We start from the raw sequence: 15,609 nt of genomic DNA on the forward strand, positions 1-15,609 counted from the left end.
TATTGTGAATGCAAAATGAGCAAGCCTGGCGCCTTTAAGGCGATGCCGGCGCGCCCTCTTGGGGTTCGGTCAGGTGCTCGATCGCGGCCGTGCGCTTGTTGCGCAGATGCTGGAACAGGATGTCGCTGAGTTCGCTGCCGGCGCGGCGGCGTAGCGCATCCAGCATGGCCTCATGCTCGCGCATGGCCTCGGCCCAGCGCTGCCGCTTGCGGGCGAAATTGGCGGAGTAGCGGACGCGTCGGATCCGGCCGGCGAAATTGGCGTAGGCAATCTTCAGCGTATCGTTGCGCGCGGCATCGACGATGCTCTCGTGGATGCGCTGGTTGGCCTGGAAATAGCCGTGCATGTCGCGATGCAGGTAATGGCCGTACATCTCGTAGTGCAGCTGCTCGATCGCCGTGATTTCCGCATCCGTTATGGCTTCGCAGGCGAGGCGCCCTGCCAGGCTTTCCAGGCCTGCCATGACGTCGAACAGTTCCTCGAGATCGCGCTGGCTGAGCTGGCGCACCCGAGCGCCGCGGTTGGGCAGTAGCTCGATCAGGCCCTCGGCGGCGAGCACCTTGAGCGCCTCGCGCAACGGCGTGCGGGAGATGCCGAGCATCTCGCAGAGTTGCCGCTCGGGAATGCGCGCGCCTTCGGGAATATTGCCTTCGACCACGTAATCGCGCAGCCGCAGCAGGATCTCGCCATGCAGCGAGGCCTCGTGACGGTTTTCCTGGCGATCGCCATTGCCGGGGGACGGGGTGATCGGAACCCCGGTGTCGGGAATCGTGGATTTCATTTGCAGCACAGTAGTTTGCCCGGTTGATCGCGTCGACGCTCGCAATCGAATACCAGATTTCGATTGAAAGGACAAAAAATGAATGCAAAATAGCCGGCACAGCCGGCCATAACCCGCCGAAAGGGAGCTTTGCATGCCTCAGGGACGCCATTTCCTACAGATTCCGGGCCCGAGCCCGGTCCCCGAGCGCGTCCTGCGCGCGATGGACATGCCTGTCATCGACCACCGCAGCGCCGAATTCGGCGAGCTCGGCCGCACCGTGCTCGAAGGCAGCCAGCAGATCTTCCAGACCAGGGGGCCGGTCGTGATCTTCCCCTCGTCGGGGACCGGCGCCTGGGAAGCCGCGATCGTCAACACGCTGTCGCCGGGCGACAAGGTGCTGATGGTCGAGACCGGCCACTTCGCCACGATGTGGCGGCAGATGGCCGCCCGCTTCGGCATCGAGGTCGATTTCGTCCCGGGCGACTGGCGCCGCGGCGCCGATCCCACGGTGATCGAGGCCAAGCTCTCCGAAGACGCCGCGCGCACCATCAAGGCGGTGATGGTCGTGCACAACGAGACCTCGACCGGCGCGACCAGCCGCATCGCCGAGATCCGCGCCGCGATCGACCGCGCCTCGCATCCGGCACTCTTGATGGTCGACACCATCTCCTCGCTCGGCTCGGTCGACTATCGTCACGACGCGTGGAAGGTCGATGTCAGCGTCAGCTGCTCGCAGAAGGGTTTCATGCTGCCGCCCGGTCTCGGCTTCAACGCGATCTCGGAGAAGGCGCTGGCTGCGTCCAGGACCAACAAGATGCCGCGCTCCTATTTCGACTGGGAGGAGATGCTCAAGCCCAACGCCAAGGGCTTCTTCCCCTATACGCCCGCGACCAATCTGCTCTACGGCCTGCGCGAGGCGATCGCGATGCTGCTCGAGGAGGGGCTCGACAATGTTTTTGCGCGGCATCAGCGCTTGGCGGCCGCGACGCGGGCCGCGGTCAACCATTGGGGTCTCGAAGTGCTGTGCCAGGAGCCTTCGGAGTTCTCGCCGGTGCTCACTGCTGTGCTGATGCCTCCGGGCCATGATGCCGATCAGTTCCGGAAAGTCGTGCTCGACAATTACAACATGTCGCTCGGCTCGGGCCTGTCGAAGGTCGCCGGCAAGGTTTTCCGCATCGGCCATCTCGGCGAATGCAACGCGCTGACGCTGCTCGGCGCGCTCACCGGCATCGAGATGGGTCTGTCGGTGGCCGGCGTGCCGCACCGCGCCGGCGGCGTGGACGTCGCGATGAAGCTGCTGGAGCAGCGCCCTCAGGGCAATGCCGCGCCGCATCTGAAGATCGTCGGCACGTAAAGGTCGGCCCGCGAAGATGGTCGCGACGGAGCGGCCGAGGGCAGGCCGGCCCGCTATGCGCGAGGGGCCCTTTGGAGGAGAGGACAAGCCGGTCAAATGGTGCTATTCGGCGCCCACCAAACCAAGGCAAGACCGGGAAGGACGCCGATGACCGTGCATACTGGAAGGCATTTCTTACAGATTCCAGGACCGACCAACGTGCCCGATCGGGTGCTGCGGGCGATGGATATGCCGACTTTGGACCATCGCGGTCCGGAGTTCGCCGAGCTCGGTTTTGCCGTGCTTGCCGCAATGCAGCGCGTATTCCGCACCAAGCAGCCCGTGATCATCTTCCCCTCGTCCGGTACCGGCGCCTGGGAAGCGGCGATGGTCAACGTGTTCGCGCCCGGCGACAAGGTCTTGATGTGCGAGACCGGCCAGTTCGCCGTGCTCTGGCGCGGCATCGCCGACAAGTTCAAGCTCGATGTCGACTTCATCCCGAGCGACTGGCGCCATGGCGCCGATCTTGGCGAGATCGAGAAGCGTCTTGCCGCCGACAAGCAGCACGCCATCAAGGCGGTCTGCGTCGTGCACAACGAGACCTCGACCGGCTGCGTGACGCCGCCGCTGGAGGTGCGCAAGATCCTCGACCGCACCAAGCATCCGGCGCTGCTGATGGTCGACACCATCTCCGGCCTCGGCTCGATGGAATATGAGCACGACGCCTGGGGCATCGACGTTTCGGTCGCCGGCTCGCAGAAGGGCCTGATGCTGCCGCCGGGCCTCGGCTTCAACGCGGTCTCGGAGAAGGCGCTCGCGGTCGCCAAGGCCAACCCCGGCATGCGCTCATACTGGGACTGGCAGGAGGTCATCAGCTTCAACAAGCTCGGCACCTTCCCCTACACGCCCGCAACGAACCTGCTCTACGGCCTGCGCGAAGCGGTGAAGATGCTGGAGGAGGAGGGGCTGGAGAACGTCTGGACCCGCCACAAGCGCCACAGCGCCGCGACGCGTGCTGCGGTCAAGGTCTGGGGCCTCGAGACGCAGTGTGCCGATCCCGCCGCGCATTCGCCGGCGCTGACCGGCGTGCGCGTGCCCGAGGGCTTTGATGCCGACGCCTTCCGCAAGGTCGTGCTGGAAAACTTCGACATGTCGCTCGGCACCGGCCTGAACAAGGTCAAGGGCAAGGTGTTCCGCATCGGTCATATCGGCCACTTCAACGATCTGATGCTGATGGGCACGCTTGCAGGCGTCGAGATGGGCCTCGACCTCGCAAAGATCCCGCACCGGAGCGGCGGCGTGCTCGCGGCGATGGATGTGCTGAAGGGACGCGACGTGGTGCCGATGACCAAGGCTCAAGTCGCCTAAGGCTCAGGTTGCCGGGGCGGCCTGACTGAACTGTAGTGAAGAAAGTGAGCGCGCGATGAACGCACCGACGACTGCCAACGAAGACCTGCTCTACTCCGTCACGGACGGCATCGCGCGGATCACCTTCAACCGCCCGCAGGCGCGCAACGCCATGACCTTCGCCATGTATGACCGCATGGCGGAGATATGCCAGGAGATCAACGTCGACCGTTCGATCAAGGCGCTGATCCTGACCGGCGCGGGCGACAAGGCGTTCGCCTCCGGCACGGACATCTCGCAATTCCGTGCCTTCAAGACCGCGCAGGATGCGCTCGACTACGAGGCGCGCATCGATCGCGTGCTCGGCACGCTCGAGCAGTGCCGCGTGCCGGTGATCGCGGCGATCGCCGGCGCCTGCACCGGCGGCGGCGCGGGGATCGCGGCCTGCTGCGATCTTCGCATCGGCACCGAGACGACGCGGATGGGCTTTCCGATTGCGCGCACGCTCGGCAACTGCCTGTCGATGTCGAACATCAGCCGCGTCGTCGCGCTGGTCGGTCCCGCCCGCACCAAGGACATGATCTTCAAGGCGCGTCTGGTCGACGCGCCGGAGGCGCTGGCGCTCGGCCTGCTCAACGAGGTCGTGCCTGACGTCGAGACGCTGCAGCGCCGTGCCGACGAGACTGCAAAGCTCGTCGCCAGCCACGCGCCGCTGACGCTGGAAGCGACCAAGGAAGCGGTGCGCCGCATCCGCCGCACGCTCTCGCGCGAGGAAGGCGAGGACCTGATCCTGAAAGCCTATATGAGCGAGGATTTCCGCGAGGGCATGGATGCCTTCCTCAACAAGCGGGCGCCGGTCTGGAAGGGCAAATAAGTCTCACGGGCTTTCGGCTCCGTCAGTCGAAAGTCATATGCGCGCAATTGCCCGTCTGCTTGAACTCTACAGGATTAATCCGCACTATGCAGGGATAGAATTTTCCGCAACTACAACTCAAAAAACATCAGGGGACGAAACTCGTGCGAATTCCAGTGAAAGCCCTCGGCGCTGCGACGGCGCTGTTGTTGAGCACGCCGGCCGTTGCGGCCTGGGAGCCGACGAAACCGGTGGAGATCGTGGTGGCGGCGGGCGCGGGTGGCGCCTCCGACCAGATGGCGCGGATGATGCAGGCCGCGATCCAGAAGAACAATCTGATGAAGCAGCCGATGGTGGTCTCGCTCAAGGGCGGCGCCTCCGGCGCGGAAGCGCTGATGTACATGAAGTCCAGCGAGGGCGACCCCAACAAGGTGCTGATCGCCTATTCGCTGATCTACATGCTGCCGCTGTCGGCGAAGATCCCGTTCAACTGGCGCGAGCTGACGCCGGTCTCCGTGGTGGCGCTCGACCAGTTCGTGCTGTGGGACAACAGCGCGGGCCCCAAGACGTTGAAGGACTTCGTCGCGGCCGCCAAGGCTGCGAGCGCGCCGTTCAAGATGGGCGGCACCGGCTCCAAGCGCGAGGACCACGTGCTCACCGTGTTCCTGGAGCAGAAGACCGGCGCGAAATTCTCCTATCTGCCCTACAAATCCGGCGGCGAGGCCGCGACCCAGCTGGTCGGCAACCACACCGAAGCCAACGTCAACAACCCATCCGAAAATCTCGAGGTCTGGCGCGCCGGCCAGGTGCGTCCGCTCTGCGTGTTCGACAGGGAGCGCATTGCCTATACGACCAAGGTGACCGACACCCAGTCCTGGGCCGACATCCCGACCTGCAAGGAGGAGGGCGTCGACGTGCAATATCTGATGCTGCGCGCGATGTTCCTGCCCGGCAAGGTCACGCCGGAGCAGCAGGCGTTCTACGTCGATCTGTTCCACAAGGTGACGCAGACCGCGGAGTACAAGGACTACATGGAGAAGCAGGCCTTGAAGCCGATCTTCCTCTCCGGCAAGGACATGGTGCAGTTCCTCGAGGAGGACGATGCGCTGAACAAGTCGCTGATGACGGAAGCCGGCTTCGTCGCGAAGTAGCTCTCTCTTCTTCTCCCTCGCCCTGTTCTGACGGGGAGAGGGCAGGGTGAGGGGCTCTCTCCACGAGTTGAGCTCGTGGAGAGAGCCTCTCACCCGGCGCTTTGCCGTAGCCAAAGCTTCGCTTCGGCGTTCTAGAAAACGGCCACAGATTCGGCCTCTGCCTCTCCCCGTAAGCACGGGGAGAGATGCACAATCTCCAGCCTCGCATCTGAGCCCATGTCCCAAACCGATATCGAAATCGTCGTCGAGGATCCCACCGCGCCCGAAGACGATTCCCCTTCCGTCGTCTCTTCCGGCACGATCGAGATCGTCGTCTGCCTGCTGCTGCTCGCGCTCGCGGTCACGCTCGGCTACGACAATTGGCGCACCGGCGCGTCCTGGGATGCGACCGGGCCGGAGCCCGGCTATTTCCCATTCTATCTGTCCGTCATTCTCGCCGGCGGCAGCCTCTACGGTCTGATCGCCGCGCTGCTGGCGCGGCGCGTCTCGCCCGGAACCTTCGTCACGCGTGCGCAAGGCCGGCGCGTGCTGGCGGTGTTCGTGCCGACGTCGCTGTTCTGTCTGGCGACGCAGTTCCTCGGCCTGTATGTCGCGAGCTTTCTCCTGATCGCGGGCTTCATGCGGCTGGTCGGCCGGATCGCGCTGTGGAAGTCGCTGCTCACTGCGTTTGCGTTCACGGCCATCATGTTCATTACCTTCGATGTCGCGTTCGACGTCATCATGCCGAAGGGGCCGCTCGAAGCGGCCCTCGGCCGCTAGGCGGAGCCGCGCGCGATGGAAGCTCTCGGTCTCCTGCTCCACGGCTTTGCCGTCCTGCTGACGTGGAAGACGCTCGTGCTGATGATGGTCGGGCTGGTGCTCGGCATCTTCGTCGGCGTGCTGCCCGGGCTCGGCGGTCCCAACGGCGTTGCGATCCTGTTGCCGCTGACCTTCACGATGGACCCGACCTCGGCCATCGTGATGCTGTCCTGCATCTATTGGGGCGCGTTGTTCGGCGGTGCCATCACCTCGATCCTGTTCAACATCCCGGGCGAAGCCTGGTCGGTCGCGACCACGTTCGACGGCTATCCGATGGCGCAGCAGGGCAGGGCGGCGGAGGCGCTGACTGCGGCGTTCACCTCCTCCTTCGTCGGCTCGCTGGTCGCGGTGCTCCTGATCACCTTCCTCGCGCCGATGATCTCGTCCTTTGCGCTGAAATTCGGCCCGCCCGAGTTCTTCGCGGTGTATCTCCTCACCTTCTGCTCCTTCGTCGGCCTCGGGCGCGAAGCCAAGCACAAGACCGTCATCTCGATGTCGCTGGGCCTGCTGCTGGCCGGCATCGGCATGGATACGGTGTCCGGCAGTCTGCGCATGACCTTCGGCTCGCCGGAGCTCTTGCGCGGCATCAACTTCCTGGTCGCCGTCATCGGCCTGTTCGGCATCAGCGAGATCCTGCTGACGATGGAGGAGCGCCTTGCGCTGCGCGGGCATGCGGCTAGCATCTCGCTGCGCGTCGTGCTCGGCGTCTGGAAGGATCTGCCGAAATACTGGGTGACGCTGCTGCGCTCCTCTTTCATCGGTTGCTGGCTCGGCATCACCCCTGGCGGTGCGATCGCGGCCTCCTTCATGGGCTACAATCTGGCAAAGCGCTTCGCCAAGGAGCCCGAGGGCTTCGGCAAGGGCCGCATCGAAGGCGTGTTCGCGCCGGAGACGGCGGCGCATGCCTCCGGCACCTCGGCGCTGCTGCCGATGCTGGCGCTCGGCATTCCCGGCTCGGGCACGGCCGCGATTCTGCTCGGCGGGCTGATGGTGTGGGGTCTCAATCCGGGGCCGCTGCTGTTCGTCGAGCACAAGGATTTCGTCTGGGGCCTGATCGCCTCGATGTATCTCGGCAACGTCGTCGGCCTCGTGCTGGTGCTGACGACGGTGCCGATCTTCGCCTCGATCCTGCGCGTGCCGTTCGCGGCGGTGGCGCCGATGATCGTGGTGTCCTGCGCGATCGGCGCCTATGCCATCCAGAACGCGATGTTCGACATCTGGCTGATGCTGGGCTTCGGCGTGGTCGGTTACGTCTTCAAGAAGATCGGCATTCCGCTGGCGCCGTTCACCCTGGCGCTCGTGCTCGGCAACCGTGCCGAGGATGCCTTCCGGCTGTCGATGATCGGCTCCGGCGGCACCCTGAAGGTGTTCTGGTCGAACGGCCTGGTCGGCTCGATCACGACCCTGGCGATTCTGCTGCTGTTCTGGCCGGTGATCGACAATCTCCTCGCCCGTGTCGGGTTGACGCATGGGACCAGGGCGACATCGCCTTAGGATGGTGGAGAAATTTTCTATGAAATCAATAGCTTATGTCGAAGGTAGCTTTCTAGTCGGGATGCCAGCGCGACCTCCGATTGTTTCCGAATGTTGCCGCGGCGGCACAGCTCTTGGGTGAGGATGCGCGTATATTCCGATCACAAGATCGTGCAAGGGGGAATTCTCCATGAAGCGGATAGTGATTGGAATGGCGGCTGCGATGTCGCTGTTTGCCACGGGCGCGCTAGCCGCCGATCTCGCGGCAAAGCCGTATGTCAAGGCGCCTATGGTCGATCCGGTCTGGAGCTGGACGGGCTTCTATGTCGGCGCCAACGGCGGCTACAGCTGGGGCCGTTCGCGCACCGACGTCACCTACACCAACACGGCGACCGGTGCGGTGATCGTGCCGCCGGCCGGATCCGTCACCAGCGCCTCGTTCGACATGAACGGTGCCGTCGCCGGTGGCCAGGCCGGCTACAACTGGCAGAGCACGAATTGGGTGTTCGGCATCGAGGGCGACCTGAATTGGTCGGACGAGAAGGGCCGCGCCGGCTTCAACTGCGCCCCCACCAGCATTGCAGGCGGCGCCTGTCTTCCGGGCCTGACCTTTCTGCCCCCCGGCGCTGCTGTCGGCACCACTCTGACGCTCGACCAGCATCTGCAATGGTTCGGCACGGTGCGCGGCCGCGTCGGCTTTCTGGCGACACCGAAAGTGCTGTTCTATGGCACCGGCGGCGTGGCCTTCGGCGAGATCAAGACCACGGGCACCATCTCCGGCTTCACGCCGGCTGGTGTCGCGGTCGCCTCGACCAGCTCTTCGTCGGATACCCGCGTCGGCTGGACCGTGGGTGCGGGTGTGGAAGGCAAGATCACTCAGAACTGGAGCGCCAAGCTCGAATATCTCTATGTGGATCTCGGCCGGTTCTCGTCAGGTCCGTTCTCGCTGGCGCCGTTGCCCACGATTGCGGCCAGTGCTTCCTCCCGCTTCACCGACCACATCCTGCGCGCCGGCATCAACTATCAATTTGGTGGCCCGGTGGTCGCGAAGTACTAAGCGAAGTACTGAGATCAAGAAGGCGTCAATAAGAAGCAAAGCCCGGCTCGCGCCGGGCTTTGTCGTTGCAGACGGGGCGCGCGAGATTCACACCACCTTCGCGTCTCTGAGCCCTGCGATCTCGTCCGCGCCGAAGCCGAACTCCTTCAGCACTTCGTCGGTCTGCTCGCCGAATTCCGGCGGCCGCGCCACCATCCTGCTCGGCGTGCGCGACAGCGTCACGGGCTGGCCGACCAGGCGGATATCCCGGCCTTCATCGTTCGGCACGTCCTGCGCAATGCCGAGATGCCTGACCTGCGCGTCCTCGAACATCTGGTCGATGGCGTAGATCGGCCCGCAGGGCACGCCGGCCTCGTTGAGCTCGCGGACCCAGGTCTCGGTCGACTTCGTCACGGTGCGCTTCTCGATCTCGGCGTTGAGCGCATCGCGATTCCTGGAGCGGGCGGGAGCCGTCGCATAGTCGGGATGAGTGTAGAGCTCGGGCGCGCCGATCGCCTGCGCACAGCGCTCCCAGATCCGTCCGCCCGTGGTGGCAATGTTGATGTAGCCGTCGGAGGTCTTGAACACGCCGGTCGGAATGCTGGTCGGATGGTTGTTGCCGGCCTGTTTGGCGACCTCCTTCTCCATCAGCCAGCGCGCGGCCTGGAAGTCGAGCATGAAGATCTGGGCCTGCAGCAGCGAGGTCTGCACCCACTGGCCCTTGCCCGAGACCTCGCGCTCGAGCAGGGCGGTGAGGATGCCCATCGCGCAAAACAGACCGGCACTGAGGTCGGCGACGGGGATGCCGACCCGCATCGGGCCTTCGCCCGGCGCGCCGGTGATCGACATCAGCCCGCCCATGCCTTGCGCGATCTGATCGAAGCCCGGCCGCTTGTGGTAGGGGCCGTCCTGGCCGAAGCCGGAGATGCTGCCATAGACGATGCGCGGGTTGATCGCGGCGAGGCTGTCGTAGTCGATGCCGAGCTTCTTCTTCACGTCGGGCCGGAAATTCTCGACCACGACGTCGGCCTTGACGGCGAGGCGCTTGAACACCGCGAGCCCGCGCTCGTCCTTCAGGTTCAGCGTCATTGCCCGCTTGTTGCGGTGCAAATTCTGAAAGTCGGAACCGCGCCGCGGCCCGCCCGGCTGCTCGCCGCCGGCATCCTCGGTCAGCGCGTCGATCTTGACGACGTTGGCGCCCCAGTCGGCGAGCTGCCGCACGCAGGTCGGCCCGGAGCGAACACGGGTCAGATCGAGCACGGTGAAGCGCGACAGGGCTTCCGAGGCATGCGGGAAGGGCATCGTGAAAGGCTCCGGGACAGATTGGGCGCCTACCATAGTGCCCAGAGATCACGCGACAAGCCGGGCCGGCGCCGATGCCGCCTGCTGAAATGCCTTGCCTGAGGCGCTGTCTGCGAGATCAGCGCGACAGGCGCTTCAATTCGGCCCGCGCCTGCGCGGCAAGGGGATCATCGCCATGGCGCGCAATGAAGAGTTCAAGGGCCTCCCGCGTTCCCTTCCGGCGGGCAGCTTCATATTCCTCTGCCACCGCAGCGGCAGGATCTCGCGCCATCGGCATGGAGGGCGCGCGCCCTCGCTTGCTGCTGTCGTCTGCCTTGGCCTTCTCCACCATCACGGGCAGTCCTCCGAGAGGTTGATGGGACAGTCCAGCAAGCGCAATCAAGGCGCCCAGCAGGCCGGCCGGGAGTGTGCGTCGTTTCATTAAACCCTGCAAATCACGGGTGTTCCGGGAACGAAACTCTATGCTGCCGTTCCGTATGACTACGGGATTTAATGGCTAACACGGCCTTATGGGAGCAGCGCAAACGCCGCTGCCCCATTTAAACCAAACGTTTAACTCTCTAGCTAGAATCATGTGCCCCCGCGGCGAATCACACGACGCGTTGCTTGGAGAGTCCATTGGCCACCGCCGTTTATGTCAGTGCCACCAACAATGCCGAGATTGACGGCCTGCTGTCCGGCGTCAAATGGTCGGGCACGATCACCTACAGCTTTCCTGACGCGCCGAGCGACTATTCGAATCCTTATTCCGGCGGCAGCGGGGAGCCAACCACCTCGGGCTTTGCCTCGGTGCCCACGCAGATCCAGGCGGCGATCAACTACGCCGTCGGATTGATCCTGAGCTACACCAACGCCAACATCCAATATGCGGGCACGAACGGCGCCGACCTCATGATTGCGCAGTCGCCGGCCGCCAATCCGACTGCCTACGCCTACTATCCCGGCAATTATGCGCCCGGCGGCGACATCTGGTTCGGGACTCAATACAATTTCTCGCTGGCCAAGCTCGGCAATTACTACTTCACCACTGCGCTGCACGAGCTCGGACACGCGATCGGCCTCAAGCACAGCCAGGAGGCCGGCGGCCCCGGTAACGTTGCGGTGCCGAGCGCGCATGACAGCAGCGAATACACCGTCATGAGCTATCGCAGCTATGTCGGCGCTTCGACCACGGGCGGCTACACCAACGAAGCCTACGGATATTCGCAGACCTACATGGCGAACGATATCCTCGCGCTCCAGACGATGTACGGCGCCGATTACACGACGCAGAGCAGCAACACCGTCTACACCTGGAATCCGACCACGGGGCAGCAGTTCATCAATGGCGTCGGGCAGCTCGCGCCGGGCGGCGGCGTCGGCGGCTCGGCCAATCGCATCTACGAGACCGTCTGGGACGGCGGCGGCGTCGATACCTACGACCTGTCGAACTACACGACCAACCTGAGCATCAACCTCAATCCCGGCGCCTCGTCGGTGTTCTCCTCCGTGCAGCTGGCCTATCTCGGCAATGGCCATTATGCATCGGGCAACGTCTACAACGCCTATCTCTACAACGGCGACGCGCGCTCCTACATCGACAACTCCATCGGCGGGTCCGGCAACGACGCGATCATCGGCAACGTCGTCGCCAACACGCTGAACGGCGCCGGCGGCAACGACACCATAACGGGCGGTGCGGGCAACGATAGTATCAATGGCGGCACCGGCACGGACACGGCGGTATATTCGGGCAGCCGGGCCAACTACCTGATTTCGTACGACGTGGCGACGCAGACATTCACGATCGTCGATCAACGTTCCGGCTTGTCCGACGGCACCGACACTGCCGTGGGTGTGGAGTACTTCCAATTCACCGATGGTACCTTCGCAAGCTCCGGCTTGGTGACAACCACGATCGAGGCGCTTGGATCGACGCGTCTCGTTCTCTCCGGCGGCAACTATCATCTCGAGAGCATCGCGACGGGTACCGGACCGACCTTGAAATATGCGGGCTCTGCGGTGATCGCAGCGAATTGGGGCACCTGGTCGGTGATCGGCGCCGAGCAGGTGTCGGGCGGCGGCTATGACGTGGTCTGGAAGGAAGGGGCCACCGGGCAATACTCCGTGTGGAGCACGGACAGCAACGGCAACTTCGTGACCACGCTGGGTTCGGCCTCCCAAATGCTGGGAACGGATCCATCCCTGAAGGCGCTCGAGCCGACGCTGCAGCAAGATCTGAACGGTGACGGTCTGATCGGCTTCCCTGTTGCCGTCACGATCGAGGCGCTTGGATCGACGCGCCTCGTTTCATCTGGCGGCAACTACCATCTCGAGAGCATCGCGACGGGTACCGGACCGACCTTGAAATATGCGGGCGCTGCGGTGATCGCAGCGAACTGGGGCACCTGGTCGGTGATCGGCGCCGAGCAGGTGTCGGGCGGCGGCTATGACGTGGTCTGGAAGGATTCAGCGAGCGGGCAATATTCCGTGTGGAGCACGGACAGCAACGGCAACTTCCTGACCACGCTGGGTTCGGCCCCCCAAATGTCGGGAACCGATCCGTCCCTGAAGACGCTCGAGCCGTCGCTGCAGCAAGATCTGAACGGTGACGGTCTGATCGGCGTCCCTGCTGCCGTCACCGCCACGATCGAGGCGCTTGGATCGACGCGTCTGGTTTCATCCGGCGGCAACTACCATCTCGAGAGCATCGCCACGGGTACGGGGCCGACCTTGAAATATGCCGGCTCTGCGGTAATCGCAGCGAACTGGGGCACCTGGTCGGTGATCGGCGCCGAGCAGGTGTCGGGCGGCAGCTATGACGTGGTCTGGAAGGATTCGGCAGGCGGGCAATATTCCGTCTGGAGCACGGACAGCAACGGCAACTTCCTGACCACGCTGGGTTCGGCCCCCCAAATGCTGGGAACCGATCCATCGCTGATGACGCTGGAGCCGACGCTGCAGCAAGATCTGAACGGTGACGGGACGATCGGCGTCGCTGCTGCCGTCAGCACCACGATCGAGGCGCTTGGATCGACCCGCGTTGTTTCATCCACCGGCAACTACCATCTCGAGAGCATCGCGACGGGTACCGGGCCGACCTTGAAGTATGCAGGCTCTGCGGTGATCACAGCGAACTGGGGCACCTGGTCGGTGATCGGCGCCGAGAAGGTGTCGGGCGGTGGCTACGACGTGGTCTGGAAGAATTCGGCGAACGCCCATTATTCCGTCTGGAGCACGGACGCGAACGGCAACTTCCTGACCACCCTTGCCGCGGCTCCGGAAGTGCTCGGGTCCGATCCGTCTCTGAAAGCGTTGGAGCCGACGCTCCAGCAGGACCTCAACGGCGACGGCACGGTGGGCGCTGCGCCGACATCCGGTGATGGTTTCGCGTTCGATTTCACCCAAAGCGGGGCGTCGCTGACTGCTCCATCCGAGCCGCCGGACTTTATCCCGGCACCAGCCGATCCGTGGACCGCGTCGGATCAGTGGACTTCACCGGCGGACAGTCACGGTACGGCTGCAATCGACATTCTGGCCGACTTTCTCCAGGCCCGTCACGATTTCGATTTCCAGCTGACCTGAAGGCGATGTCGTTTCCGTGAGGCTTCTCCGGCAAACATCTCTGTCTTGGTTCGCCGATGTCCCATCCTGGCGACTAAATTGCAGCTATCCGCAGTGACGGGAATGGCCCGCGAGCGGGATCAGGCGATTTCGAGCGAGTGCTTGAAGTAAGCGATCGTCTCCTTCAGCCCGTCTTCGAGCGCAACCTTCGGCTCCCAGTTCAGCACGGCCTTCGCCTTGGCGAGGTCGGGCTGGCGCTGACGCGGGTCGTCCTGCGGCAGCGGCTTGAACTCGAGCTTGGAGCGCGAGCCGGTGAGCTCGATGACCTTTTCGGCGAGCTCGCGAATCGTGAACTCGGAATTGTTGCCGAGATTGATCGGGCCGGTGACGTCTTCCCCAGTCACCATCAACCGCATGATGGCCTCGACGAGATCGTCGACATAGCAGAACGAGCGGGTCTGGCCGCCGTCGCCGAACACGCTGATCGGCTCGCCCTTCAGCGCCTGGACGATGAAGGACGAGACCACGCGACCGTCATTTGGCTGCATGCGCGGGCCGTAGGTGTTAAAGATGCGCGCGACCTTGATCGGCAGGCTGTGCTGGCGCCAGTAGTCGAAGAACAGCGTTTCGGCGCAGCGCTTGCCCTCGTCGTAGCAGGAACGGATGCCGATCGGGTTGACGTTGCCCCAGTAATCCTCGGTCTGCGGGTGGATCAGCGGATCGCCATAGACCTCGCTGGTCGAAGCCTGGAAGATGCGCGCCTTGAGGCGCTTGGCGAGTCCCAGCATGTTGATGGCGCCGTGCACCGAGGTCTTGGTGGTCTGCACGGGATCGCGCTGGTAGTGGATCGGTGAGGCCGGACAGGCCAGGTTGAAGATCGCATCGACCTCGATGTAGAGCGGGAAGGTGACGTCGTGCCGGACCGCCTCGAACAGCGGATTTGCGATCAGATGGGCGATGTTGCGTCGGCTGCCGGTGAAATAATTGTCCGCGGACACCACCTCGGCGCCGGCATCCAGCAGCCGCTCGCAGAGGTGCGAACCGATGAACCCGGCGCCCCCGGTCACGAGGATGCGGCTGTTCCTGTAGTTTTCAAACGGCATGATCGGTTCCAGATTGTCCGCGGGGAGCAGGCTGAGTGGTATCGGCAACGGCCGGACTCGCCAATAGCCAAATGGGTTTGGATGGAGGTGTTATAGTATCCCTACTGTGCATGGGGTTGTTTTGGCATTTCTTTCCAGCCGGGTCCCGCCATACCTCTAGAATTCCCGCCGTTTCAGCCAGGCCCGCGCCCCCCAATGGGCAAAGCACCAGGCGGACCGGGGCAAGGAGAGCTGCTCGACGTTGCGATAGATCTGCCAGACCCATTTGGCCGAACGCAGCGGACGACTGGAGACCGAGGAGCCTCTGACCCGGTAACGGGCCAGATCCTCGTTGAGGCCGTGTGCGGTATGGCCGCGCTTGAGGATCGAGAGCCACAGGCAGAAATCGTCGTAGCCCTCGTTCTTCATAGCGACGGGACCTGCGATCTCGCGGTCGACCATCGCGGTCAGCGTCGCGATCGCAGTGTTCTTCAGGAGCTGCCCATAGGCGAGCGAGGCCGGCACCTCGATCAGCCGGCCAGTCACCGTGTTGGTGTCGTTGATGCGGCGAAAGGCGGTGTAGCTGAGTGCGGCCTGCTTTGCCTTCGCGAAGGCGAGCTGCCGCTCGAGCTTCTCGGGCAGCCACAGATCGTCGCTGTCGAGGAAGGCGAGATAGCGGCCCTTCGCCTGGTCGATCGCGGCCTGTCGCGCCAGCGCCGGGCCGCCATTCTTCGCCTGCCGGATCAGCTTGACGCGCGGATCGCGCTCGCCGATGCCGGCGATGATTTGCGGGGTCTTGTCCGTCGAGCAGTCGTCGGCGATCAAGAGCTCCCAATCTGTGAATGTCTGGCTCTGCACCGAGCGGATCGTCTCCTCGATCAGGCCTTCGACGTTCCAGGATGGAGTGATGATCGAAACGAGCGGCATG

The 15,609-nt window shown here is 64.0% G+C and carries 13 protein-coding genes; 8 read left to right on the plus strand and 5 right to left on the minus strand.

The features are described 5' to 3' along the window. Positions 1–34 precede the first annotated feature (34 nt). Positions 35–781, minus strand: a complete 747-nt coding sequence (locus I6F37_RS20200) for a GntR family transcriptional regulator (RefSeq protein WP_225152434.1) — start codon at positions 779–781, stop codon at positions 35–37. Positions 782–914: 133 nt separating this feature from the next. On the opposite strand from I6F37_RS20200, the gene I6F37_RS20205 reads away from it, so the two are divergent. The 7 genes from I6F37_RS20205 (at position 915) to I6F37_RS20235 (ending at position 8,775) form a co-directional block, all read left to right on the plus strand. Further along, positions 915–2,117, plus strand: coding sequence for an alanine--glyoxylate aminotransferase family protein (locus tag I6F37_RS20205; RefSeq protein ID WP_036007465.1), 1,203 nt, complete (start codon positions 915–917; stop codon positions 2,115–2,117). Between the two features lie 147 nt (positions 2,118–2,264). Next, positions 2,265–3,464: an alanine--glyoxylate aminotransferase family protein gene (locus tag I6F37_RS20210; protein ID WP_225152435.1), complete on the plus strand. Its 1,200-nt coding sequence runs from the start codon at positions 2,265–2,267 to the stop codon at positions 3,462–3,464. 55 nt (positions 3,465–3,519) lie between these two features. Beyond that, complete coding sequence (locus I6F37_RS20215) at positions 3,520–4,317, plus strand: enoyl-CoA hydratase/isomerase family protein (RefSeq protein ID WP_225152437.1); 798 nt, start codon at positions 3,520–3,522, stop codon at positions 4,315–4,317. Positions 4,318–4,472: 155 nt separating this feature from the next. Continuing rightward, entirely contained in the window at positions 4,473–5,447 is a 975-nt protein-coding gene (locus I6F37_RS20220; RefSeq protein ID WP_225152439.1) for a tripartite tricarboxylate transporter substrate binding protein, read from the plus strand. Between the two features lie 216 nt (positions 5,448–5,663). After that, positions 5,664–6,206 carry a tripartite tricarboxylate transporter TctB family protein gene (locus tag I6F37_RS20225; RefSeq protein ID WP_225152441.1) on the plus strand — a complete coding sequence of 181 codons (543 nt, stop codon included), beginning with the start codon at positions 5,664–5,666 and terminating at the stop codon, positions 6,204–6,206. Between the two features lie 15 nt (positions 6,207–6,221). Next, entirely contained in the window at positions 6,222–7,739 is a 1,518-nt protein-coding gene (locus tag I6F37_RS20230; RefSeq protein WP_036007455.1) for a tripartite tricarboxylate transporter permease, read from the plus strand. A 169-nt stretch (positions 7,740–7,908) separates the two neighbouring features. Continuing rightward, the gene (locus I6F37_RS20235; protein WP_036007452.1) at positions 7,909–8,775 is read left to right on the plus strand and encodes an outer membrane protein; all 867 of its coding nucleotides are present in this window, start codon (positions 7,909–7,911) and stop codon (positions 8,773–8,775) included. 87 nt (positions 8,776–8,862) lie between these two features. Here I6F37_RS20235 and I6F37_RS20240 read toward each other — a convergent pair whose 3' ends face one another. Continuing rightward, positions 8,863–10,056, minus strand: a complete 1,194-nt coding sequence (locus tag I6F37_RS20240) for a CaiB/BaiF CoA-transferase family protein (RefSeq protein WP_225152443.1) — start codon at positions 10,054–10,056, stop codon at positions 8,863–8,865. Positions 10,057–10,174: 118 nt separating this feature from the next. Then, on the minus strand, positions 10,175–10,387 hold the full coding sequence (locus I6F37_RS20245) for a hypothetical protein (RefSeq protein WP_306469137.1): 213 nt from the start codon (positions 10,385–10,387) through the stop codon (positions 10,175–10,177). Between the two features lie 287 nt (positions 10,388–10,674). On the opposite strand from I6F37_RS20245, the gene I6F37_RS20250 reads away from it, so the two are divergent. Beyond that, on the plus strand, positions 10,675–13,620 hold the full coding sequence (locus I6F37_RS20250; RefSeq protein ID WP_225152447.1) for a M10 family metallopeptidase C-terminal domain-containing protein: 2,946 nt from the start codon (positions 10,675–10,677) through the stop codon (positions 13,618–13,620). Between the two features lie 119 nt (positions 13,621–13,739). Here I6F37_RS20250 and I6F37_RS20255 read toward each other — a convergent pair whose 3' ends face one another. Together I6F37_RS20255 and I6F37_RS20260 are read right to left on the minus strand one after the other, a co-directional pair. Beyond that, the gene (locus I6F37_RS20255) at positions 13,740–14,702 is read right to left on the minus strand and encodes a UDP-glucuronic acid decarboxylase family protein (protein WP_036007439.1); all 963 of its coding nucleotides are present in this window, start codon (positions 14,700–14,702) and stop codon (positions 13,740–13,742) included. A 156-nt stretch (positions 14,703–14,858) separates the two neighbouring features. Beyond that, positions 14,859–15,608, minus strand: a complete 750-nt coding sequence (locus tag I6F37_RS20260; protein WP_036007432.1) for a glycosyltransferase family 2 protein — start codon at positions 15,606–15,608, stop codon at positions 14,859–14,861. Between the last annotated feature and the right edge of the window lies 1 nt (position 15,609).

It is taken from the genome of Bradyrhizobium sp. NBAIM08, from assembly GCF_020193935.1.
Lineage (GTDB): Bacteria > Pseudomonadota > Alphaproteobacteria > Rhizobiales > Xanthobacteraceae > Bradyrhizobium > Bradyrhizobium yuanmingense.